18 protein-coding genes are annotated in these 22281 nt (G+C 70.3%); 8 read left to right on the forward strand and 10 right to left on the reverse strand.

Annotated features, from left to right (window positions below; all coding sequences use genetic code 11):
* Nucleotides 1–4: 4 nt before the first annotated feature.
* Nucleotides 5–3235 carry a S8 family peptidase gene (locus ACFYP0_RS26995; RefSeq protein ID WP_356975383.1) on the reverse strand — a complete coding sequence of 1077 codons (3231 nt, stop codon included), beginning with the start codon at nucleotides 3233–3235 and terminating at the stop codon, nucleotides 5–7.
* Nucleotides 3236–3416: 181 nt separating this feature from the next.
* On the opposite strand from ACFYP0_RS26995, the gene ACFYP0_RS27000 reads away from it, so the two are divergent.
* Nucleotides 3417–3917 (forward strand): sigma-70 family RNA polymerase sigma factor, encoded by a 501-nt coding sequence (locus ACFYP0_RS27000; protein WP_091396991.1) that lies wholly within the window; start codon nucleotides 3417–3419, stop codon nucleotides 3915–3917.
* Nucleotides 3910–4599 carry an RICIN domain-containing protein gene (locus tag ACFYP0_RS27005; RefSeq protein ID WP_356975381.1) on the forward strand — a complete coding sequence of 230 codons (690 nt, stop codon included), beginning with the start codon at nucleotides 3910–3912 and terminating at the stop codon, nucleotides 4597–4599. The genes ACFYP0_RS27000 and ACFYP0_RS27005 overlap by 8 nt, the downstream gene beginning before the upstream one ends.
* Nucleotides 4600–4673: 74 nt before the next feature.
* On the opposite strand, the gene ACFYP0_RS27010 is transcribed toward ACFYP0_RS27005, so the two are convergent.
* Entirely contained in the window at nucleotides 4674–6287 is a 1614-nt protein-coding gene (locus ACFYP0_RS27010; protein WP_356975379.1) for a peptidase, read from the reverse strand.
* 439 nt (nucleotides 6288–6726) lie between these two features.
* Here ACFYP0_RS27010 and ACFYP0_RS27015 point away from each other — a divergent pair, with 439 nt between their 5' ends.
* The gene (locus ACFYP0_RS27015; RefSeq protein ID WP_355502739.1) at nucleotides 6727–8391 is read left to right on the forward strand and encodes a glucuronyl esterase domain-containing protein; all 1665 of its coding nucleotides are present in this window, start codon (nucleotides 6727–6729) and stop codon (nucleotides 8389–8391) included.
* Between the two features lie 70 nt (nucleotides 8392–8461).
* On the opposite strand, the gene ACFYP0_RS27020 is transcribed toward ACFYP0_RS27015, so the two are convergent.
* Nucleotides 8462–9124 carry a hypothetical protein gene (locus ACFYP0_RS27020; protein WP_355502737.1) on the reverse strand — a complete coding sequence of 221 codons (663 nt, stop codon included), beginning with the start codon at nucleotides 9122–9124 and terminating at the stop codon, nucleotides 8462–8464.
* A gap of 340 nt (nucleotides 9125–9464) precedes the next feature.
* Here ACFYP0_RS27020 and ACFYP0_RS27025 point away from each other — a divergent pair, with 340 nt between their 5' ends.
* The 3 genes from ACFYP0_RS27025 to ACFYP0_RS27035 all read left to right on the forward strand — a co-directional run bounded on the left by ACFYP0_RS27025 (nucleotide 9465) and on the right by ACFYP0_RS27035 (nucleotide 13804).
* Nucleotides 9465–10523 (forward strand): HupE/UreJ family protein, encoded by a 1059-nt coding sequence (locus ACFYP0_RS27025; RefSeq protein ID WP_356975376.1) that lies wholly within the window; start codon nucleotides 9465–9467, stop codon nucleotides 10521–10523.
* A gap of 144 nt (nucleotides 10524–10667) precedes the next feature.
* The gene (locus ACFYP0_RS27030; protein WP_356975374.1) at nucleotides 10668–12647 is read left to right on the forward strand and encodes an FN3 domain-containing metallophosphoesterase family protein; all 1980 of its coding nucleotides are present in this window, start codon (nucleotides 10668–10670) and stop codon (nucleotides 12645–12647) included.
* A gap of 89 nt (nucleotides 12648–12736) precedes the next feature.
* On the forward strand, nucleotides 12737–13804 hold the full coding sequence (locus ACFYP0_RS27035; RefSeq protein WP_356975372.1) for a WxL protein peptidoglycan domain-containing protein: 1068 nt from the start codon (nucleotides 12737–12739) through the stop codon (nucleotides 13802–13804).
* A gap of 12 nt (nucleotides 13805–13816) precedes the next feature.
* Here ACFYP0_RS27035 and ACFYP0_RS27040 read toward each other — a convergent pair whose 3' ends face one another.
* Nucleotides 13817–14515, reverse strand: coding sequence for a YoaK family protein (locus ACFYP0_RS27040; RefSeq protein ID WP_356975370.1), 699 nt, complete (start codon nucleotides 14513–14515; stop codon nucleotides 13817–13819).
* Nucleotides 14516–14751: 236 nt separating this feature from the next.
* Here ACFYP0_RS27040 and ACFYP0_RS27045 point away from each other — a divergent pair, with 236 nt between their 5' ends.
* Nucleotides 14752–15723, forward strand: a complete 972-nt coding sequence (locus tag ACFYP0_RS27045) for a quinone oxidoreductase family protein (protein ID WP_356975368.1) — start codon at nucleotides 14752–14754, stop codon at nucleotides 15721–15723.
* Between the two features lie 4 nt (nucleotides 15724–15727).
* On the opposite strand, the gene ACFYP0_RS27050 is transcribed toward ACFYP0_RS27045, so the two are convergent.
* From ACFYP0_RS27050 to ACFYP0_RS27075, 6 genes are all read right to left on the reverse strand, one after another.
* Entirely contained in the window at nucleotides 15728–16318 is a 591-nt protein-coding gene (locus ACFYP0_RS27050; protein ID WP_356975366.1) for an HAD family hydrolase, read from the reverse strand.
* 16 nt (nucleotides 16319–16334) lie between these two features.
* Nucleotides 16335–17591: an RNA polymerase sigma factor gene (locus tag ACFYP0_RS27055; RefSeq protein ID WP_386997996.1), complete on the reverse strand. Its 1257-nt coding sequence runs from the start codon at nucleotides 17589–17591 to the stop codon at nucleotides 16335–16337.
* 2 nt (nucleotides 17592–17593) lie between these two features.
* The gene (locus tag ACFYP0_RS27060; RefSeq protein WP_356975887.1) at nucleotides 17594–17941 is read right to left on the reverse strand and encodes a YciI family protein; all 348 of its coding nucleotides are present in this window, start codon (nucleotides 17939–17941) and stop codon (nucleotides 17594–17596) included.
* A 129-nt stretch (nucleotides 17942–18070) separates the two neighbouring features.
* Nucleotides 18071–19282 carry a low temperature requirement protein A gene (locus ACFYP0_RS27065; RefSeq protein ID WP_356975364.1) on the reverse strand — a complete coding sequence of 404 codons (1212 nt, stop codon included), beginning with the start codon at nucleotides 19280–19282 and terminating at the stop codon, nucleotides 18071–18073.
* Nucleotides 19283–19385: 103 nt separating this feature from the next.
* Entirely contained in the window at nucleotides 19386–20444 is a 1059-nt protein-coding gene (gene trpS, locus ACFYP0_RS27070) for a tryptophan--tRNA ligase (protein ID WP_356975362.1), read from the reverse strand.
* A gap of 269 nt (nucleotides 20445–20713) precedes the next feature.
* On the reverse strand, nucleotides 20714–21184 hold the full coding sequence (locus tag ACFYP0_RS27075) for a PRC-barrel domain-containing protein (protein ID WP_356975360.1): 471 nt from the start codon (nucleotides 21182–21184) through the stop codon (nucleotides 20714–20716).
* A 169-nt stretch (nucleotides 21185–21353) separates the two neighbouring features.
* Between ACFYP0_RS27075 and ACFYP0_RS27080 the strand changes: the two genes are divergently transcribed.
* On the forward strand, nucleotides 21354–21605 hold the full coding sequence (locus ACFYP0_RS27080; protein WP_356975358.1) for an SCO4848 family membrane protein: 252 nt from the start codon (nucleotides 21354–21356) through the stop codon (nucleotides 21603–21605).
* The last annotated feature ends 676 nt before the right edge of the window (nucleotides 21606–22281 follow it).

A 22281-nucleotide genomic window follows, 5' to 3' on the forward strand; every position in this document is an offset into this window, starting at 1 on the left:
GTACTCAGGCGATCCGATAGGCCCGCTGGATCGTCTGCGTGACCGTGTTGCCGGCGGTGTCGGTGGCGGTCAGCCGCAGCGAGACGAATCCGGCCCGTCGTGGATGACTGATCAGCGCGACGTTCCGGATCACCGGCAAGGCGACCCAGGTCCGGCCGTCGTCGAACGACGCGGACACGGCGAGGGTCCGGTTGGGTGCGGCCTTCGAGCCGGCCTGCCGGTCCAGCGCCACCGGGATCGGCATGCTTCGGCCGGTCCGTGCGGTGTTGGTGTCGTCGAGCACTGGCGTCGGGCGAGCCGTGGTCAGAGGCAACCGCTCCGGCGACGTGGTGTGCGCCGAGGTGAAGGTCCAGGCCACCGAGACCGACGTCGACAGGGTGTCCGGTGCGCCTCGGGTGGCGGTCGCCTCCAGCCGGTAGGTGGCCTTCCCGGCGGGCACCGCGAACTCGGCCCACGGGCTGTCCGAGGTGCCGATCTCCTTACCGTCGCGCAGCAGCCGGAACCGCACCGGCTGGTCGTCGCGGCTCGCGGGGCGACCGGTCGCGTCGCCGAACAGGGGCACCGACGCGATCGAGATGGTGTCGCCGTCGCGGCCCGCGTACCCCAGGGGTGACAGGGTCGGTGCCTGGGTCACGGTGGGTCCGAAGGGCGCCGCGTTCCAGGTCTGGGTGTACGTACGCCCCGACCTGAAGGTCGAGTCCTGCGTCGTGAGGTTGTCCCCCTCGACGAACGTGGACGTCCAGACGATGCCGCCGTCGGTGTTGTAGTACTCGGTGCCCTTGAACGGCAGGTCGACAGGCGTGTTCGACCCGATCGGGCCCGCGCCTCCGGGCGCCGACGCGCGGTGGAACCGGGTGGCCGTCGCCACCGTGGACTGACTCCGGTAGGTCGTCTTGACCGTGGCGAGGTTCTTCGACGACAGCTTCCTGGTCAGGCCGGTGAACATGTCGCCCTTGCCGACGTACGCCAGGTCGTAGGTGTAGGGGCTGTTCCGGAAGGTGCCGTCCCTGCCTGGCCGGGCGAGCCCGACGCCCAGCGTCGCGGTGAACTCGGGTGCCGCGACGGGGGGCCCGAGCCGGCCGAAGAAGACGTCCGTGAATGACACTCCGCTGAGTTGGACGCCCGGGTAGCGCAAGCCGTCGTCCCAGTTGGCGCTCACGTTGATCGAGATCGGCGCGGCGTCGTGCTGCGGCACTGTCAACGCGACCGGCTTGGCGTTGCGGGCGTCGACCGCCTCGGTGACCGGGCCGCGTACGTCCAGGACCGGCTGCGCGAGCAGGGTCGACACGGCACCCTCGTGGATGGTGCTGTACAGCGCGTACCGACCCTTGGGCAGCCGCAGGACGCCGCCGCCCGGTGTCGCGGGCAGGGTGCTGAACTCGCCGGTGGTCAGGTTCGCCGCCACTGTCGTGTACTCGGTGGCCGGCTTGCCGTCGCGTCCGGTGTGGTCGAGCCGTACGTCGTAGCTCTCGATCTCACGGTTCAACACGAAGGGCGTCCGTACCCGCAGGTCGCCGGCGCCGGTCGCGGTCAGCGCGCCCTGGTAGACGCCGTCCGGGGCGTCCACCCGGGTGTCCACCGTGATCGTCGCCTCGGCGCGGCCGCCGGCCGGCACCACAAGCGTGGTCGGGCTGACGGTGAGCATGCCCGCCGGAGCCGGAGCGATGGCCAGTGTCAGGGTGACCGGCGCGGTGCCCGTGTTGCGGTAGCCGACGACCTGGGTGATCGGGCTGTCGTCGGCGTGCGGCCAGCGCTGCACCGGAAAGTCGATGGCGGCGATGTCGGTGGCGACCGGCTGGGAGACAGCGCGGGCGATGTCCACCCGGCCCGCGCCCTGCTCGTAGATGGTGTCCTCGCCGGTCGGCTTGGCCGAGTCCATCAGGGCGGCCTTGAGCTGCGGGCCGGTCCAGTCCGGGTGTTGCCCGGCGAGAATCGCGGCGGTGCCGGCCACGTGCGGGGTCGCCATCGACGTACCCGACATGGTGGCGTAGTCGCCGCCGGGGGCGGCGGCCACGATGTCGACGCCCGGCGCGCTGATCTCGGGCTTGATGTGGTTGTCGCCGATGCGCGGGCCCCGGCTGGAGAAGTAGGCCCGCTGGTCGTCGGCGTCCACGGCGGCGACGGCGAGAGCGTCGTCGGCGGAGGCCGGCGAGGAGACCGACTTCGGTTTCCCCTCGTTGCCGGCCGCGACCACGAAGAGGGTGCCGTACCGGTGGCTCAGCTCCTGGACCGCGGTCTCCAGCGGGTCGAGGCCGGGTGCGTCGTCGCCGCCCACACTCAGGTTGACCACCCGGGTCTGCGGCGCGAGCCACTGCATGCCGGTGATGATGTCCGAGTCCTGGCATTCGGTGGTGGCGCAGACCTTGCCGACGAGCAGCTTCGCCCCCGGTGCCACCCCGCGGTACCTGCCGCCGGAGGCGGCGCCGCTACCGACGATCGTCGATGCCACGTGGGTGCCGTGGCCGACCGAGTCGCCGGGGTCGTTGCCGCCGGTGAAGTCCCGGACCTCGGCGAGGTGGCCGGCGAAGTCGGGGTGGCCGGCGTCGATCCCGGTGTCCAGCACGCCGACGGTGACGCCGGTGCCGTCGAAACCGGCCTGCCAGGCCGCCGGGGCACCGATCTGCGGCACGCTGCGATCGAGGGAGACCGTGCGCTTGCCGTCCAGCCAGATGTGGGTGACGCCCGTGGTGAGGGTGCGCGCGGACGACGTACCTCGGGTGAGCGACGTCCAGAGGGTCACCCGGTCGTCCCGGTCCGCCCGGACCGCGAGCGCGTGCGCGGCCGGGAGGTCGGCCCGCACCCGCCCGGCACCCCCGGTGGTCGCGGTCCGTGCCCGCGCCGCCATGTTCTCGGGGTACGCGACCAGCAGCGGCAACTCGGCCGCCCGGTCGTCGTAGCCGAACTCGCCGAGCGTGCTGAGGTCGAACAGGCGGCGATCCAGCCGCCCGTCCCGCACCAGCGGCATCGCGTCCACCGGGATGACGTACTGGTGACCGTCCTCCTGGCTGCTCACGAACCGCATGCCGGCCCGACCCGGCCCGCGCTGGATCTGTGGGCGCCCCGCCGCGTCCAGCGAAACCCGGTCCCCGGTGATCAGGGTGAAGGTTCCGTGGGTGCCGGGGGCCGTGGCCGTCGGCTTCTCCTGCGCGTTCGCCGGTTGGGCGATCAGGCCCGCCGCAACCAGCGCGGTCGCGAGTACGCCGGCTGTCAGGGCGCGTCGTTGCCGTCGTCGCACATCGTCCTCTCCGCCACGGGCGTCTCCCGGGTCGGCACGATGACGCCTGACCAGGTCGTCAGGTTGATCACTGCGGTGTGACGGAGACCACAATCGTGCCCCGCGCCGACGCGACCGGTCCACCCGGGCGAGTTCCATGCGGCGGTGACCAGGGGACGAGGCATGGGAGGGCACCGGTCGGATGCGTGACGCCGAAGAGTTCGATGCCCTCTACGCGGCCTGTGCGGGTCGGGTCGTGGGTCACGTGTACGCGCTCACCGGCAACCGCGCCGAGGCGGAGGACGCCGTCGCCGAGGCGTTCATGCGGGCCTGGCAGCGATGGGCGACGGTGCGGGAGACGGACAGTCCGGAGGCGTGGGTCCGCCGGGTGGCCTCCCGGATCGCGGTGAGCAGCTGGCGCAAGGCGTTCAACCGGGTACGCGCGCACCGCCGGGCCGCGGTCGACCAGGGCGTGCCCGGACTGAACGAGGACCACGTCGCGCTGTTGCAGGCGCTGCAACGGTTGAGCGCCAACGAGCGGCGGGCGGTTGTGCTGCACCATCTCAACGACCTCAGCGTCGCGGAGGTGGCAGCCGAGATGCAGGCACCCGTCGGAACCGTGAAGACGTACCTCGCCCGTGGTCGGCGAGCGATGGCCGGGTTGCTGACCGATGCGCACCAGGAGGAGACCTCCCATGGCTGATCCGCGCGACGATCTCACCGCGATCGTGGACGAGGTCCGGCGAGTCACCACACTGCCCGGAGCGCAGACGTTGCGGCACCGCAGCGACCGGCGTCGGCGGCGTCGGACGGCCGTCGGCGTAGCGGGGCTGGCCGTGGTGGCCCTCGCCGCTGGCGCAGCCGTGGTGCAGGTGCGGAACGACGTCGAGACGCCCGGTATCGGACCGGCCACCCAGGTCGCACCGTCAGTGGTCCCGTCCGCGACCGCCTCGGCGGGACCGCAGGAGATCCTCGGCGGCCGGCGGCAGGTCCAGATCGTGCTGCCCGGCATGCGCGGGGCCACCTTGGCGATCGACCGCGACGGCGATCAGGTGCGGGCCACCACCGAACAGGGCATCGACGATCGGGCGCTGTGGGTGCTGCGCCCCGAGGGCGACAGGTACCGGATCGTCCTGGCGTCGAGTGCCGACGCGATCTGCATGACCGTCGTGCACGACGCCGCGCCGGGCAGCGTACGCGGCCGGGCGTGTGATGCCGCCGCCTCGACGCAGCTCTTCCGGATCGATCAGGTGCCTGACGGCAGCTACTCGATCTTCCAGGGCAAGCGTTACGTCCAGGTGGTCGACGGCACCAACGCCCTGGTCCCCGACCTGCCCGAAGGCCTGACCACCACGTACGAGTTCCTGGACCGCGGGCCGAGGTGAGCGGCCTCGACACCGGAAACACAGCGGGGGTGGGCCAGCGTCGGCCGACCCCCGCTGTGTTACCTGTTGCTGAATCAGTCGCGCGGGATCTGCAACACCACGCGGCGACGGCGGAACAGCACGAGCAGCGCGGCGCCGAGCACGAGCACTGCCGCACCGCCGCTGGCGAGCATGGCGGCCGGCGCGCCGGTGATGGGCAGGCCGCCACCCGATCCGCCCTCGTCGTCACCGCCGCCGGCAGTGCCGCTGGTGATGACGATCCGGGCGGTGTTGTTCTCCGGCTTTGACTCGGACGCCGCGGTGACGCTGCGGGCCACGATCGTGCCATCGGTGCCCGGCGTGGACTTGATCTTCACCTGAACGGTCGACCTGATGCGGCCCCAACCGGATGCCGTGGACGGGAACTCGCTCTCGAAGTTGCACTGGAGCTTGGCCGATTCGGCCTCGGGGACGTCGGGCCAGCACCACACGTTGGGCAGCAGGACCGTTCCGGTCGGTGCCGTGATGATCAGTGACGGGCCGCCGCCGTCGGAGGGACCGTTGTTGACGACCTCGTAGACGACGTCGACCGTCTGACCGACGGCACCCTTGACCGCCGGCGCGGTCACCGAGATGTCGAGGGTGTTCGGCTTGGTCCAGAAGCCGAACAACGCGTAGTTGTCGGACTCGTCGAGCTCGCCCTGCGCCGCGCGCTGCCGCGCGAGGTCACCCTTCGCGCCCTTCGCGGCGAGCTTGCGAACAGCCTCGGCGAACGACGGCCCGGTGCCCTTGGTGCGGGTGCTGCCCTTGGCCGAGCGCTCCTGCCCGGCGAGGGCGACATCCACGAAACCGTAGTTCTCACTCGGGCCGTCCAGGTTGCGGCCAAAGTTGATGTTGAAGAGTGACGTCCCGGTCTCGTCGTCGAAGAAGAGCAGACCGTCGCCGGGTGCGAGGCTCGTCGGGACCACGCAGGTGACCTCGCTGGGCCCGTACACGTAAGGCTTGCCGATGTCGTCCGGGTAGTAGTCGGTGTAGGTGCAGTCGCTGTACCGCTCGGCGAACGTGGCGCCGGTGGGAACACTGACCCGTACGGTGAAGTTCTCGGCGGCGGTGTCGCCCTCGTTGCCGACGCCCGCATACAGCGGGACGGTGTCACCCGGGCCGACCGGCGTCTTCTTGTCGTTCAGGTCCTGTGCGGCGGCGACCAGATCGGGGCCGGACGGAAGCACCGTGACCGGGAACGAGGTGGTGTCGTTGCCCGGTGCCATGTCGTCTTCGGCGCCGTCGATGGTGACGGTGACCGAGCCGGCGTCGCCGGGGGCGGCACCTTGGCGGCTGGTCAGCGTCAGGGGGTAGACGGACTCGACCTGGCCGGGGTTGAGCGCTCCGACGTTGCAGGTGACCTTGGTGTCGGCGAGCTTGCAGTCGCTGTTATCCGGCACGGACGCGGTGACCGCGTCGGAGACCTTGCTCAGGTCCAGGGTGACGGTCACCGCCGTCGCGGGGGCCTCGCCGTAGTTGTAGACGTACATGCCGACGGTGCTGCCGTTGTTGTCGATCTCAGCAACGGGTTCATTGCGGAACGAGACGAACAGCTCGGGCAGCGCCTCGGCGGCAGCCGCCGCGTGTGGGGCGCTGAAGAGGGTGGCCGTTGCCAGCAGCGCTGTCGCCGCGGCGAGGCGCGAGAATTTCGACGGTGTGCGGTTCACGTCATCTCCGTTGACGGGGGTGTTGGCCGCACTCCAACTGTTGATCATCATAAATTCCGTCCCGATCCTCGCGGCCCTGCACCCCCGCTAACGGGCGTCGGATCGCTCTGGTCAGGCCCCAGGTCTCGGCGCACCCGGACCGCTGGCCGCCGCGCCAGATCGGTGGACGTCGAAATGTTTCCGACACGACATCTGCTGGGCTGAACATCGGCAGCGGTGGTTTGGCCAGCCTGGCTGAGCCGCCGACGGTAGCCCCTGGCTTTCGCTGTCCGCGATTCATCCTGCAGGCGCGGGAGGGCCCGTACCCTCGGGGCCGAAACTTTCGGAAAAACATTGACACTCTCCAATGAGTCGACTCAGGCTTGACGTGGCTGGCAATCGTGATCATCGATCTCGCTTCGTCCCTTCCTGTAACCACCACCTCGGAAGGAGACCTCTGGTGACCATCCCCTCGGGCCGTCCCAGAACCCGGTTCCTGGTCGTCGTGCTGGCGCTGGCAGCGCTCACGGTCGCCGGATCGGTATCGGTAGTGACACGAACGACGAACGCTCAAGCCGCCGTGGGCACGCTGGCCGCGGCAGTGGAGGACGAGGGCGCCGACTGCGCCGTGTCCGGTCTGCCTGACCTGGGCTCGCTGCCCACCAACGCCAAGCTTCCCGATCCCTTCAAGAAGCTGAACGGGTCGCCCGTCACCGCGAAGTCCGACTGGCGCTGCCGGCGGGCGGAGATCAAGGAGCTTGCCGAGAAGTTCGTCTTCGGCGAGAAGCCCGCCAAGCCCGCGACGGTCACCGGAACGGTGTCCAGCAGCACCGTCACCGTCAACGTGTCACACAACGGCAGGAGCACCAGCTTCTCGGCGCGGGTCGAGCTGCCGAGCGGCACCGGTCCGTTCCCGGCCGTCGTGGTCGTCGGCGGGTTCGGCGCTGACACGGCCACCATCAAGGCCGCCGGCGCTGCGGTGATCAGTTACGACCCACTGGCAGTCGGCCGCGAGGGCACTCCCCGGAACAACAAGCAGGGCGCGTTCTACAGCATCTACGGCTCATCGAGCAGCACCGGACTGCTCGCCGCCTGGGGGTGGGGCGTCAGTCGGATCATCGACGTCATCGAGCAGTCCGACGGCAGGATCCTCAAGGCGGACGCGATGGGCGTCACCGGCTGCTCCCGTTACGGCAAGGGCGCCTTCGCGATCGGTGTGTTCGACCAGCGCATCGCCCTGACCATGCCGATCGAATCGGGCAGTGCGGGCGTCCCCATCTTCCGGGGCATCCCGGGTGAGGGCGCGCAGAGCCTGAGCAGCGCGTACGGAGAGCAACCCTGGCTGGGTGACGCGTTCGGGTCCTTCACCGGCAGCCCGAACCGGCTCCCGGTGGACACCCACGAGATGGTCGCCATGGTGGCACCGCGCGGACTGTTCATCATGGACAACCCGCACATCGCCAACCTCGGCCCCCGGTCGGCGAGTGTCGCGGCCCTGGGCGGCGCCGAGGTCTACAAGGCGCTCGGCGCCGGCGACAACATCACCTACTGGTCCGACGTGCAGGACGGCAGCCACTGCGCCAACCGCCCCGAGTGGCGTACCCCGTTGCAGAACAACATCCGCAAGTTCCTGCTGAAGACGGGCAACGAGCCGGGCGTGATCCGGATTTCCAGTAGGGCGCTCGGCCGGTTGGCCGACTGGCGGGACTGGCCGACCCCGGTCCTGGCTGACGGCCCGACCACGCCGCCGCCGACCACGCCGCCGCCGACCACGCCGCCTCCGACCACGCCGCCTCCGACGACCCCGCCTCCGACGACCCCGCCTCCGACCGGTGGTGGCTGTGTGGCGACGGTGTCGGTCAACCAGTGGGCGGGCGGTTTCGTCGCCACGGTGCGGGTGAGCGCTGGCACCGCGCCGGTCAACGGTTGGACGGTCACCATGACCCTGCCGTCGGGTGCCAGCATCACCAGCATCTGGAGCGCCAACCGGAGCGGCAGCACCGGGACCGTTCAGTTCACCAATGTCGCCTACAACGGCGCCATCGCGGCCGGGCAGTCGACCGAGTTCGGTTACCAGGGCAGCGGCACCGGTGCGGGGATGACCCCCGCCTGTTCCGCCGGGTGACCCGCAGGCCCGGTGCGGAGGTGCACAGCCTCCGCACCGGGTCGCGCGGCCGCGCGGCGGAGCCCGAGCGTCAGAGCCAGACCACGATCCCGGTCAGGTCGTTGAGGACGGCGGCCACGCCCGCCCGGACGGCCGCCGCGCACCGGTCCGCGGTGAACGAGTTCGGGTCGTACGTCGAGGACATCCCGAGCCCCTCGCCACGGAACGACGCGCCGTCCCAGTCGACCGCCGTGACGTTGTGGGTGGGCTCGGCGAGTTCCGCGCCGACCACGAGGAACTTCTCGTCCAGATGGTTCGGGGTGACCAGCGCGAGCCCGTCGATGAGGTCGTTGCCCGCGCTGACGATGAGGTCCGGGCCCATCTCCATCGCCTTGGCGATGCTGGGAACGGTGTCGTGCGCGTTGCCGACGACGATCGTCCTCAGGTCGACGTGCTCGTCGTCGGCCCACTCCTTCACCCCCGTCACGAGGGCCCTGGTCGGGTTGTCCGTACCGCTGGTCAACAGGACGACCCGGTAGTCCTTCGGCGGGTGGACGTCGGCCCACGAGCCGGGCTGCGGGGTGATGGTCGCCTCCGGCGCGGGCTTCGTGGAGGGGTCGACGAAGCCGGGGCCGAGAGTGCCGATGGCGCTGGGCGCCGGACGTGGCTCGGACCAGTCGTCGCTGGAGTTGCAGGCGGTGACCAGCGCGGCGGTCGCGGCCAGCATGGCAACGGCCCGAAGCGGGGGGCGCAAGGTGATCGTCCTCCGGGTGGTGGCGGAAAGTGCGCGTACTTCTTCGTATTCCTATCTCAGTTCCGGTCACCGTTAATCGGTGGGCGGCCGTTCGGGGAAGTTGTTCTCCGGCGGTTCGTCGGTGCGCGGGCTGGTGTTCACCCACGGCATGCAACGTGCACTGGCCAACCGAGGGAGTCGAATGTCAGGCCGCATCCGCCGTACCGTTATCGTCGCCGCTGTCGGTTTCGCCGCAGCAGTGATTCCGTTTGTGGGAGCCGAGCCGGCGTCCGCGCACGGTTTCTCGTCGACTGTGTACGCGAAAATTGCGACGGGAGATGAGGGTCACATTCGAACCGAGGTGGAGCTCGAATACGACCTCCTCGTCGTGTCCGCCGCGGATGCCGGCGACGACGACCCGCTCTTCCGGGCGGGAACCGCCGCGTTCGAGGCGGGCGACACCGCCGCCCAGGCCGCCGCCCTGAAGGGTCACGCGTCGGCGGTCCTCGGGTACGTCTCCGACCGGTTCTCGGTGAGTTCCGGGGGTGCGGACTGTCGGCCGACCCGGGTGGGTGACGCGACGATCGGCGAGCGCGAGGGCGTGCCGTACGCGGACCTGCTGCTCGACTGGACCTGCCCGGAGCGGGTCGACGAGCACGTGGTGCGCAGCGGCCTCTTCCCGGATGGCGAGGGCTACGTCAAGGGCACGAAGACGATCGTCACCTACGAGATCGACGGCCGTTCGGGCAGCGCGGCGCTCGACGCCGCCAACCCGTCCTTCTCGACCGCGCAGGCCTGGTACGAGCGGTTCGGCGAGTTCTTCCTCCTGGGCGCCGAGCATCTGCTGACCGGGATCGACCACATCCTGTTCCTGCTGGCACTCATCGCCGGGTCTCGGCGGCTCCGGGAGATCGTGCTCGCGGCCACCAGCTTCACCCTGGCGCACTCGGTGACGTTCATGCTCGCCGCGCTCGGCCTGGTCGAGGTGCCGGGGGTGATCGTGGAGCCGATCATCGCGTTGTCGATCGCCGTCGTCGCCGGTTGGCACCTGTGGGGGATCTGGCGGCGTGGTGAGCACGCGGCCGACCTGGAGACGGCCGGGCGCGGCCACTTCAGCCTGGATCGGGCCGGGTGGGCCCGCCTCGGCGTGGTGTTCTGCTTCGGCCTCGTGCACGGCCTCGGCTTCGCGGGCGCGCTGGGCATCGACGAGGCGTGGTCGTGGACCCTGCTGTGGTCACTGCTGGTGTTCAACGTCGGCATCGAGGCCGTTCAGTTGACGATTATCGCTGTCGTCTTCCCGCTGCTGTTCGTGCTGCGCCGTCGTGCGCCGAAAGCCGGCCTCTGGGCTACCGGGGCTGTTTCCGCAGCAGTGTCCCTTATGGGGTTGATCTGGTTTGTGCAGCGCATTTCTGGATCATGAGTAGGGCTAAGTAGTTCGTGAAGTGCAGTCTTTCGCAAGATCACGTTCATGGCCGGTTCATCGGGCGGCGAAAGCGTGGAATTGCTTCCCCAGCGTCGGGTGAAGGCACAATCCATTTCTCTATTTGAAAAGGGAACAATGTCGATGACATTGAGCACCTCGACACGGGCCTCCGCGCTCGTGCGGCGGCGCCTGGTCGCCGGGGTTGCAGCCGGGTTCCTCGGTCTGGGCGCGGCCCTCGGCAGTGGCCTGATGGCCACCGCGAGCGCGGCCGAGTCCACCACGATCAGCAGCGTGATCCTCGGCGTCGGCGCCAACGAGACCCAGCGCATCGTGACCTGGTACTCCTCCGCCGACACCGCGCAGAAGATCCAGCTCGCCCCGACCGCCGAGATCGTCAACGGCGAGTTCCCGGCCGGCGCGGTCAGCTTCGACGCCGTCGGCGCGGCGAACACCTCCACCACCGGGTTCAACCGGCACGCCACGATCAGCAACCTGCGTGAGAAGACGGCGTACTCGTACCGGGTCGGTACCGAGGGCAGTTGGTCCCCGACGTACGCCTTCAAGACGCAGGACTTCGAGGGCGACTACGACTTCCTGTTCTTCGGTGACCCGCAGATCGGCTCCTCCGGCGACCGGCTGAAGGACCAGGCCGGCTGGGAGGACACCCTGAAGGTCGCCATCGCGGCCAACCCGAACGCGGAACTGCTGGTCTCCGGCGGCGACCACGTCGAGTCCGCCAACGACGAGGGTCAGTGGACCTCGTTCATGGCCCCCGACCAGCTGCGTCAGTACCCCGTGGTCGCCACCATCGGTAACCACGACGTCGGCGGCAAGTCCTACGAGCAGCACCACTTCACCCCGAACACCGACCGCACGGCCCCGTACTACGACAACGGGAACCCGGCGGGCACCAAGTCCGGTGGCGACTACTGGTTCGTCTACAAGGACGTGCTGTTCATCGACATCAACAGCAACAGCTACAAGCTGCCGACCGACGGCAGCAACGCCGGCGACGCCGCGCACGTCTCGTACATCACCGACGTGGTGAACAAGCACGGCTCCGAGGCCAAGTGGAAGGTGCTGGTCTACCACCACTCCATCTACTCGCCGGCCAGCCACGCGACCGACACCGACAACAAGCAGCGCCGGGAAGACTTCACCACGGCCTTCTCGAACCTCGGCATCGACATGGTGCTCCAGGGTCACGACCACAGCTACTCGCGCAGCTACTCCATCAAGAACGGCCAGAAGGAGAACCCGGCCGAGAAGCCGGGTGCCGCCGATGTCTTCCCCGGCCCGGGGGGCGTCATCTACGTGACCGCCAACTCGGCTTCCGGCTCGAAGTACTACGACATCAAGAAGCCGGACGCCACCGGCACCGGCATCAAGGGCAACGGCCCGGACCCGCTGGACCCGAACAAGTACTGGTACAACTCGGTGCAGAACCAGGAGCACGTCCGCAGCTACGTCAAGGTGCAGGTGCGCGGCGACAAGCTTGTCCTGGCGAACGTGCGCAGCGGCACCTGCGCGGCACCGAACGCGTCGGTCGAGGCCGGCCTCTCCTGCGTCAACACCCCGGAGGGCCAGCCGGTCGGTTCGATCGTCGACAACGTGACGGTGCACCCGTTCCACGGTGACGGTCAGGCCATCCAGGTCAACGTGCCGAACCCGGCCCCGGGCGAGTTCGGCTGGACGATCGACGGCTACAACGGTCTGGTCGACCTGGGCACCGCGCAGGAGCGCAACGGCACCTACTTCCAGGCCAACGGCAAGATCAACCCGATCCTCGTGTCGGACAGCCGCCGGTCGCTCGCCCCGTGGTCGATCTCGGCCAACGTCGGCGACTTCTCCGACGCCGACAAGAAGTTCTCCGGCTCCTACCTCGGCTGGAACCCGTACGTGCTCGACGCCGGCGCGGGTGCCGAGGCCGGTGCCGCGGTCCTGTCGTCGCTCGACGACCAGGGCAAGGGCCTCTCGGTCTCCAGCGCGCTCGCCGCGGCCGCGCAGGGTCACCCGCGTGGCGGCGCCAAGCTCGGCGCTGACCTGGATCTGAAGATCCCGGACAGCATCGCGAAGGGCAGCTACCGCACCACCCTCACGATCACCGCGCTGAGCAGCTGACCGAACTGTTCCATGCGGCGGGGTAGGCACCTTCGGGGCCTACCCCGCCACCCATTGCACCCCTCCCAAGATCACCTCAAGGAACTGACATGTACCCGCCCGTAACGCGCTGGAAGACACGCCTCCGTACGACAGCACTGTCCCTGCTCGCCGTCGTCGCGGCCGTCGGTGTCGGCGCCGGTCCCGCCCTGGCGGCGGACGGTAACGTCGCCTGGACGGTCCGGACGGCCTCCAACGACTACGGCGAGGCCCGGTCCAGCTACAGCTACAACGTCAATCCGGGCGGTGCCGTCGAGGACGCCATGGTCGTGGCCAACCGCGGCCCGGCGCCACTGACCCTCTCCGTGTACGCGGCCGACGGCTTCACCACCGACGCCGGCCAGCTCGACCTGCTCACCAAGGACAAGAAGTCGATCGCGATCGGCGCCTGGGTGAAGCCGAACGCCGGCAGCGTCGTCATCCAGCCCGGAAAGACCGCCCAGGTCCCCTTCAAGGTCAGCGTTCCGGAGAACGCCACGCCCGGGGACTACGTCGGTGGCATCCTCACCACGCTGACCCAGGCCGACCAGGCTGAGGGGATCAACGTCGACCGGCGCCTCGGTATCCGGATCAAGTTGCGGGTGGGCGGCGAGCTGAAGCCGAACCTCGCGATCGAGAACCTCCACGTCACGTACGCCGGACCGACCAACCCGTTCAGCAAGGGTGACGCCACCATCACCTACAAGGTCCACAACGTCGGCAACGCGGCCCTGTCCGGTAAGCAGGCGGTGACCGTCTCGGGCCCGTTCGGCCTGCTGCGGGTGCGGGCCGAGGATGTCGCCGCGCCGCCGGAGCTGCTTCCGGGTGAGAGCTGGGACGTGACGGTGCCCGTACACGGGGTGGCTCCCGCCATCTCGCTGGCCGCGACCGCGACCCTGACACCCCTGCTCACCGACGCCTCGGGTTCCACCACCTCGCTCAAGCCGGTCCAGGTCACCGCGCACGGCTGGGCCCTGCCCTGGACGCTGGTGCTGGTGCTCGTCGTGCTGATCGCCGTGCTCGTCGGGGCGTTCCTCTACCGACGCCGCAACCGGGTGCAGAGCAAAGCGCGTGAGGACGCCCGCGTCCGCGACGCCGTCGAGCAGGCGCTTCGTGGCCCGGCGCCGCAGACCTCCTGATCGCGGCTCCGGTCAACTCGGCTGGCTTCGGCCGGCGGCGGTTCTCGCCCGCCGGGTCAGACCGATCGCGAAGGCGATCACGGCGATCACCAGCACCGCCGCCGGCACGGATGCCCAGGTCGGGGCCGTACGCAGCACCACCGTGCCGAGCGCCGCGCCGACCACCAGCCCCGCCAGCCGGCCGACGCCACCCACGTCGGCGAACCGGTGCGGGTCGACGACGCGACGCCGGACCAACTCGGTCAGCGAGCCGGTCAGGTAGGTGGTCGACGCACCCCGTACGCCGGCCGCCACGGTGATCACGCTCTGGATGCCGCTCGACACGGCCGCCATCGCCAGCAGCACGAGCCCGAAGCCGTACCCGGGACGTGCCGAGCAGGCGGACCAGCCCACTGTGAAGCCGAGCAGCAGCACCGCCTCGGCCGACGTCACCACGGCGGTACCGCGGTTCCAACCCGGCGGGGTGTGCCGTAACGGCACCGTGGCAGCGGCCACGCCCACCGCGTACCCGCCGACCGCCACCACCGCCCCCGCGAGCGAGCGGGTGTCGGCCGTGGCGAGCGCGTGGCCGAATTGCACCAGGTTGCCGGTGATCACGCTGGCGAAGTAGCCGTCGAGCTTGGTCAGACAGATCACGTCGAGGCAACCGGAGGCCGTGGTCAGTGCCACCAGGAGCCAGGCCGTGGCCCGCGTCGACGGAGCGTGCACCATGCCCCCTCCATCGGTCCTGCGGCCGGCGCGACGCGCCCGCTCCTTCACGTCGAACGCACCCGCGCTCGCGCCCGGCGCGGTACGCGGACATTCCCGTGCCTGCCCCGGCTACGCCCGGCCAGGCCCACCGAGCGCGGGTGTTCGCCCTTGTGGGTGAACGCCGCTCGGCTCCGGGCCACGCCCGTTCCCCAGCCGGCATGCTGCGACGGTGACGCCGGCACGGAGAGGGAATCCACATGGTTGACGGGGATGTGCCAGAGCGGATGCAGGCCGCGGCCTTCGACGAGTTCGGCGCGCCGGAGGTGATCACCCTGCGAAAGCTGCCGATCCCAAAGGTCGCCGACGACGAGGTGCTGATCAAGGTCTTGAGCGCCGGTGTCGGGGTGTGGGACGCGTACGAGCGGCAGGGGATGCTGGTGCCGGAGGGCTCGAAGCTCCCGATCGTGCCCGGCTCCGACGGCGCCGGAACCATCGTCGCCGCCGGCAGCAAGGTGACCGGCCTGGCTGTGGGTGACCTGGTCTACGTCTCCGCCACCACGCGGCCGAAGGGCGGCCTCTACGCCGAGTACGCGGTGGTCAAGGCGGAGTACGCGGCGAAGGTGCCCGATGGTGTGCCCGCCGAGCACGCCGGCGCCATGCCCACCGACGCGCTGACCGCGCTGGCCGGGCTCGACACCGTCAGCCTGTCGGCCGGTGCCTGGTTGCTGATCTTCGGTGCGAGCGGCGGTCAGGGCCACCTGGCCGTGCAGTTGGCGAAGCGGCAGGGGCTGAACGTGATCGCCGTGGCGTCCGGCGCGGACGGCGTCGCGCTGGTGACCCGGCTCAGCGCCGACGTGTCCCTCGACGGCCACGGTGACATGACCGACGTGCTGGCCCGGATCCGGGACGCGGCGCCGGGTGGGGTGAACGCCATCCTGGCGATGGCCGGCGGCGCGACGCTGGACCGGCTCACCGAGGCGCTGGCCGACGGCGGGGTGGTCGCGTTCGCCCACGGGGTGCGGCCGGAGCCGCAGGAGCGGCCGGGTGTCATGGTCCGCGCGTACGACGGCGAATCGAGCCCTCGACAGTTGCAGCGCCTCAACGAACTCATCGAGGCCGGGCCGTTCGTGGTGCACGTCGCGGAGAAGTTCCCGCTGGGCAAGGTGCGGGACGCGCACCAGCGCCTACAGACGTCCTACGCCGGCAAGCTCCTGCTGACGGTCGCCTGAGACGTCAGGGCGTGCGCTGCTGCGGCACGCGTACCGAGGCCATGCCGGCCGCCGTCGCGGCCTGGATGCCCAGGTCGGTGTCCTCGAACACCAGGCAGGACTCCGGGGGTACGCCGAGCTGCTCCGCCGCGAGCAGGAACGCCTCCGGGTCGGGCTTGGCCCGGGTGTAGTCGTCGGCGCAGACCAGCACGTCGAACCGGTCCAGCAGGCCGAGCACCTCCAGGGAGGCGGTGACCGACGCGCGGGTGCTGCCGGAGACGACGGCGAACGGGACCCGCCGGTGCGCGTCGTGGATGTGCGCCAGCACCTCGGGCACGGCGGCGAGCTGCGGCAGCAACTCCTGGTAGTAGCTCTCCCGGCGCTCGACGACGGCCGCCACCGGCATGGCCAGACCCTGCTGCTCGTTGAGCGCGACGATGATGTCGGCGGTGGGCCGCCCACCCCAGGCGTAGAAGAGGTCCTCGGGGAACTCGCAGCCCCACTCCTCGAGGGCCCGCTGCCAGGCCAGGTAGTGCAGCGGCATCGAGTCGACGATGGTGCCGTCGCAGTCGAACAGGTACGCGGCGAACGGCCCGGGAGGCAGAGGCAGACTCACCCGGGAAGGGTACAGCTCACTCGTTCGTGACGGCTCTCAGCTGGCTGAGCAGGTACGCGCGCTCCGGTTCGGTGCCGACCAGCGTCAACGCGCTGCGGTACGCGGTCGCGGCCTCGTCGTATCGGCCGAGCCGGCGCAGCAGGTCGGCCCGCGCCGCCGGATAGGGGTGGTGGCCGCGCAACCGAGGCTCGTCGGCCAACTCGTCCAGCAGCGCGAGCCCCGCCGCCGGCCCGTCCCGCATGGCGACCGCGGCGGCCCGGTTGAGTGCCACGATCGGTGAGGGCACCAGAGCGAGCAGCACGTCGTAGAGCGCCACCACCTGCGGCCAGTCGGTGCTGGCCACGTCCGCGGCCTCGTCGTGCAGCGCGGCGATGGCCGCCTGCACGCCGTACGGACCGGGCGCTGGGCCGGTCAGCGCGACCACCACCAGGCCGCGCCCCTCCTCGATCATCTGACGGTCCCAGCGTCCACGGTCCTGGTCGTCGAGAAGGATCATGGCGCCGTCCGGCCCGGTACGCGCGTCCCGTCGGGCGTGGACCAGCAGCATCAGGCCGAGCAGCCCGGCGACCTCCCGCTCGGCCGGCAGCAGCCGACGCAGGATCCGGCCCAGCCGGATGGCCTCCTCGGCCAGGTCGATCCGTTGCAGATCCGGGCCGGAGCTGGCGGCGTACCCCTCGGTGAAGACCGAGTAGACGGCCTGGAGCACCGTGGGCAGACGACCGGGCAACTCGTCGGGGCCGGGCACCCGGAACGGGATGCGTGCGTCGCGGATCTTGCGTTTGGCGCGGACGAGTCGTTGGGCCATGGTGGCGGGCGGCACCAGGAAGGCCCGCGCGACCTCGGTGGTCGTGAGGCCGGCCAGGAACCGCAGGGTGAGCGCGCCGCGATCCTGCGCGGCCAACGCCGGATGCGCACAGGTGAAGAAGAGCGCCAACCGGTCGTCGGGCAGGTCGCGATCCGCGTCGGCGGGCGGCGCGTGATCGGCCCGCTCTGCCTCCGCTTGCAGTACGGCGAGCCGGGTCGCCAGCACCCGGTCCCGACGCAGCCGGTCCACGGCCCGACGTCGAGCCGTGGTGAGCAGCCAGGCGCCCGGCCGGCTCGGGACGCCGTCGGTCGGCCAGTGCGTCAGCGCCGCCTCGATGGCCTCGGAAGTCACCTCCTCGGCCAGGTCGAGGTCGCCGAAGCGGCGCACGAGCGAGGCGAGCAGTCGGCCGCGTTCCTCTCGGAACACCGCCTCCACCGACGACCCGACGGCTGCCCTCTCGCCCTGCATGCTCAGACCTGCGCGTCGATCTCGAAGATCGGACGGACCTGAACCGATCCGGTGCCGATGGCCCCGGGGCTGCGGGCCGCCCAGTCCAGCGCGGCGTCGAGGTCCGGCACGTCGATGACGTCGTACCCGCCGAGCAGCTCGCGGGTCTCGGCGAACGGTCCGTCGGTGATCGTGCGCTCGCCGTCCGGGCCGACCTGCACCGTGGTGCAGGTGGTCAGGTCCTGCAAGGGGTGCCCGGAGACCCAGACCCCGGCGTCCTTCATCTCCCGGTCGTAGCGGATCCAGTCCTCGAAGCTGCACCCGTTGTCGACGACCTCCCCGTCAACCATGGGGCTCATGAACAGCAGCATGTACTTCACTTTCGGCTCCTCTCGGTGCGGCTTGTCGCCGTACAGCATGACGACGAACGCGGGCTGCTGTTATCGACACCCGCGCGTCAGGTTTTTCGTGGCCGGGCTGCACCGGGGGCGCGGCGGTGCTCAGGAAGGGTCCGGCTGTGCCACCTCGGGTCGTTCGTCGCGTCGGTCCAACCGTCGCTCGAACCAGGTCACCCCGATCAGGAGAGCGGTCAGCAGGGTGAGCGCCGTCAGTGGCGGCAGAGATCGGCCGATCGGCAGCATGGCCAGCGGCAGCAGCGCGGCGACGACCTGCGGCGGGTACACCGCGCCAACGGTGAGCCGGCGGAAGACCAACCTGCTGAGCAGGTAGAGCCCGGCACCGCCGTAGAGCGCGACCGCGGCCTCCCAGCCCAGCCGGCCGGGGTGCGCCGACTCCTCGGTGAGCTGGGCGATCACCTCCTCGATGCCGAGCGCGACGTAGATGGCGCCGATGATCAGCGTGGAGTGCCCGAGGCCGTACGCGTCGCCGGCGACGCGGGCCCGTCGCTCAGCCGGCACGGCGCTGACCGCCTCCCGGGCGGCGGACGCCAGCCGATCGAAGTAGAGCCACCACAGGCAGACCGTGCTGGTGAGGCCGAGCAGGGCGGCCAGTAGGGCGGAGCCGACCGGTGCCATCGCCCTCGGGCCTGCGCCGGCAGAGATCAGGGACTCACCCAGCGCGATGATGAGCACCAGGCCGAACCGCTCGCTGAAGTGGTCCACGCTGCGCAGTTGCCACGGCCGGAAGGTGGACGCGATCCGGGCGCCGCCGATGTTCAGCAGAAACGCGACCGTCCAGAGTGCCGTCTGGGCAGCACCGCCGAGCAGGGCACCGATGATCAGCGGCACCCAGCCCAGCACCACCGGCACTGTGAAGAACCGCAGCGTCGAGCGCAGTGGCGGGTTCGTCGCGCTCGCCCAGAACAGGATCACGAGCTGCACGGCCCGGCCGACCACGTAGGCCAGGGCGAGAGTCAGCGGCGCGTCGAACAGCTCCGGGCTCTGCTGCCAGGCGTCCGGCAACACCAGCGCGGCCACGAAGATCGCCGCCATCGCGACCAGGGTGACCGCGCGGACCAGGCCGACGTCCGGCCGGACCAGGTTTCCCACCCAGATGTACGGCGACCAGGAGTACAGCAGCAGGAGCAGGAGGAGTAGCCCCTGCGCCAGGGTGAGCGCGCTCGGGGACCCCGCCATGAACGTGATGACCCGGGTGAGCGCGAAGACGAAGACCAGGTCGAAGAAGATCTCGAACATCGTGGTCCGGTGCGTCAGCCCCGCCGGCACCGGACGAATGTCGAGAATCCTCCTCACCCTCGCATTCTGCGCCCTGGAACTGGCTGACGTCCGGATCCGCTGAGACCCCGACGGTGTCTCAGCGGACCCGGCGCCACGTCGCCCACCGGACGCCCCGGCCTCAGGTCGAAGCCTCCGTCCGGCGGCGGCTCCGCTCAGCCCGCCGCCGCACCTGCTGGTACGCGCCGGTCAGCCCCATCGCCCGGCGTACCTCGAGCACCGTCTGGCGTACCTCCTGGCGGGTCCGCTCCGTACCCTCGACGATCAGTCGGTCGACCAGGCCCCGGTCGGCTTCGATCTCGGCCCGGCGCTGCCGGATCGGCGCCAGGAACCCCTCCAGCGCGACGATCAGCCGTTCCTTGACCTCCACGTCACCCACCCGCCCGGCCCGGTATCGCCGGGCCAGGTCGGTCACCTCGTCAAGGTCCGGGTTGAAGACCTCGTGGTACGCGAAGACCGGGTTGCCTTCCACCGTGCCCGGCACGTCGGCCCGCACCCGGTTCGGGTCGGTGTACATGCCGAGCACCTTGCGGCGCACCGTCGCCGCATCGTCGGAGAGCGCGATCGAGTTGCCCCGGCTCTTGCTCATCTTGGCGGCGCCGTCGGTCCCCACCAGGCTCGGTGTGTCCGCCGGGATCAACTCGGGCACCGGGAAGACGGGGCCGTACAGGTGGTTGAACCGCCGCGCGATCTCCCTGGTCACCTCGACGTGCGCGGCGTTGTCCCGGCCGACCGGAACCACCTCCCCCTTGACGCAGAGGATGTCCGCGGCCTGGAGCACCGGATAACCCAGCAGCCCGTACGGCATCTCCTCCTTGCCGGCGTCGCGGGCCATGTCCTTGAGCGAGGGCACGCGTTCCAGCCGGGGCACGGTCACCAGGTTCTGGAGGAGGGTGTTGAGGTCTCCGACCTCGGGGATGGCCGACTGGAGGTAGAAGGTGGCCCGGTCCGGGTCGATGCCTGCGGCGAGGATGTCGGTCACCATCTCGCGGGCGTTGCCGGAGACCTGGTCGATGTCCTCCCGGCGGTTGCGGGTGGTGAGCATGTGCAGGTCGGCGATGATGAAGAAGCTCTCGTAGCGCCGGTGCAGCCGTACCCGGTTGGCGATGCTGCCGACGTAGTGGCCGAGGTGCAGGCGGCCGGTGGGCCGGTCGCCGGTGAGCATTCGTGCGACGGACATGGTGGTGCCTCTCGTATCCGAAGGTGGGTCACGCGTGGGCGCGCGCCGAGCAGGGCTGGCTCAGCCCTGCTCGGTCAGCGGGATCGACTCAGCGAGTCGCCCGCCATCGCGCGCCGGTGCGAAACCGCAGACCACCGGCACGGAGGACGTTCAGAAGTTGCTCACGGCCATCGCCGGAGGTGGTCGGGATCTCGGGCACGGCACCGAGGAAGCGGCCGTCGACCAGGTCGACCGCCTCGGATGCGCAGTTGCCCGTCCGGACCACGGCCTCAGATTACCCGCGGGACGGCACCGGGAGGGGGAAGGTAGCTGTCGGCGTAGTAGGCGCCTACGCGTTCCCGGTACTCGTGGTCGGCCGAATCCGGATCGAACGGTGGGGCGTCCTTGATCTGCTGACGGGTCCGGTCGACGTGCACGACGCGTTCCTGGTGATCCACCCGGTCGACCGTCCCGGCCGGCAGCAACACCTTCTGGCCGAAGATCCACGGCCCCGTATCCACCACCAGGTGCCCGGCGTCCGCCTCGTCGCTCGTCTCGTCGATGGTGCCGATGCGCCCATCGCTCGCCTGCACCTGATAACCCACCAGGTCGACGGGGGTGCCCGGGCCGGGGGCATCCGGGCCGTCGTGCCCATCCTCCTGACCCTCCCCAGGGGTGACCGAGGGGGTGGTCTGGGTATACCCACCGGCCAAGGCGGATGGATCACGCCAGGCCCAGGGGTTGAAGATCGAGGGTTGCATGGGGCACCTCCAGGGGACGGTCCTCAGCTGTCCCCCTCCGCAGTGCCCATCGCGCTGACGCCGGAAACAGCCTGCGCTCTGCGCGGCGGTGCCCCTGTCCAGGTGTGGCAGGGCATTCGGGTCCGCGCCGCCGGCCCGCTGAACAGGTGCGCTGGCATACTCGGCTGCCATGGTGCTGTCGCGAGGGTGGAGTCTCTTCCTGGTCGGGGTCGGCGTCTGGACGTGGGTGATCTGGCCGAGGTTCGCGGTGGCCATCTGGCAGGACCCGCGGTCCTGGGCTTCCGGCACGGTGGCCGACGGCGCAGCCACCAGCTTCCTGTGGGTGCACGCGCTGTTGATCGCCGCGTCCCTGGCAATCGGTACCACCGCCGGCGTCCTCGGCGTCCGGGCCTGGCTCGCCGCCCGGCGGCAGCCGTCCTGATCGCCGCCCGCTCCTGCGGATCAGACCGATCGGCGCCCGCACCGCTGTCAGCCGCCGAGCTTCGGTTGCTGCCGGAGGGGGAGGGGCCTGACCAAGCCCTGGTTGCTGCCGGACGGGCCTGACCTGGGAAAACCGGTCGGGCGCGCGAATGTGACGCGCGCCGCTACCCGTGGATTTGACGATCAAACCCGCAGACGCGTAACTTTCTCTCTGCCAGCGCGGAACGGGGCAAACGGGACGAAGGTCCTGGAGCACCGAAACGGGATGGCAACCGGGTCAAGCAGGGGTTCGCTCCTGGGAGACGCGGTCCGGGCGGGGCTTGCCGGATCGGCCGCGAGGCGGATTTGGTGCGGCGAAGCCGACCGGGTAAGGTTCACGACCGGCAGGGAACCGGGCGAGACTGCGGGAAACCGCGGCGGCCGGTCTGCTGAATCCGACGACCTGACGCAGCGGTTCGCTGCTGCGTGAGTGCGCCGGCGCTGACCCGTACGAAGCATGACAGACCGGGACACACGGTTTGACACGGCGAAGACGGTGAGGTAACGTAGTAAAAGTGCCCGGCGCGAGAGCGGCGGGGACGCGGTACGGAAAAGCCCCGGTTGGGGTTCCACTGTGGTGGGGCTTCTGGTCGGTGTGTGGTTGTTCTTTGAGAACTCAACAGGGTGCTTGTAAAGCC

The organism is Micromonospora arida, assembly GCF_042873195.1.
GTDB lineage: Bacteria > Actinomycetota > Actinomycetes > Mycobacteriales > Micromonosporaceae > Micromonospora > Micromonospora arida.

Excerpts from the sequence above, each read along its gene's own strand:
- ACFYP0_RS27045 (WP_356975368.1), top strand. The coding sequence starts at position 14,752 with ATGGTTGACGGGGATGTGCCAGAGCGGATGCAGGCCGCGGCCTTCGAC.
- ACFYP0_RS27000 (WP_091396991.1), top strand. The coding sequence starts at position 3,417 with ATGCGTGACGCCGAAGAGTTCGATGCCCTCTACGCGGCCTGTGCGGGT.
- ACFYP0_RS27080 (WP_356975358.1), top strand. The coding sequence starts at position 21,354 with ATGGTGCTGTCGCGAGGGTGGAGTCTCTTCCTGGTCGGGGTCGGCGTC.
- ACFYP0_RS27035 (WP_356975372.1), top strand. The coding sequence starts at position 12,737 with ATGTACCCGCCCGTAACGCGCTGGAAGACACGCCTCCGTACGACAGCA.
- trpS (WP_356975362.1), bottom strand. The coding sequence starts at position 20,444 with ATGTCCGTCGCACGAATGCTCACCGGCGACCGGCCCACCGGCCGCCTG.
- ACFYP0_RS27040 (WP_356975370.1), bottom strand. The coding sequence starts at position 14,515 with ATGGTGCACGCTCCGTCGACGCGGGCCACGGCCTGGCTCCTGGTGGCA.
- ACFYP0_RS27005 (WP_356975381.1), top strand. The coding sequence starts at position 3,910 with ATGGCTGATCCGCGCGACGATCTCACCGCGATCGTGGACGAGGTCCGG.
- ACFYP0_RS27030 (WP_356975374.1), top strand. The coding sequence starts at position 10,668 with ATGACATTGAGCACCTCGACACGGGCCTCCGCGCTCGTGCGGCGGCGC.
- ACFYP0_RS27075 (WP_356975360.1), bottom strand. The coding sequence starts at position 21,184 with ATGCAACCCTCGATCTTCAACCCCTGGGCCTGGCGTGATCCATCCGCC.
- ACFYP0_RS27055 (WP_386997996.1), bottom strand. The coding sequence starts at position 17,591 with ATGCAGGGCGAGAGGGCAGCCGTCGGGTCGTCGGTGGAGGCGGTGTTC.
- ACFYP0_RS27060 (WP_356975887.1), bottom strand. The coding sequence starts at position 17,941 with ATGCTGCTGTTCATGAGCCCCATGGTTGACGGGGAGGTCGTCGACAAC.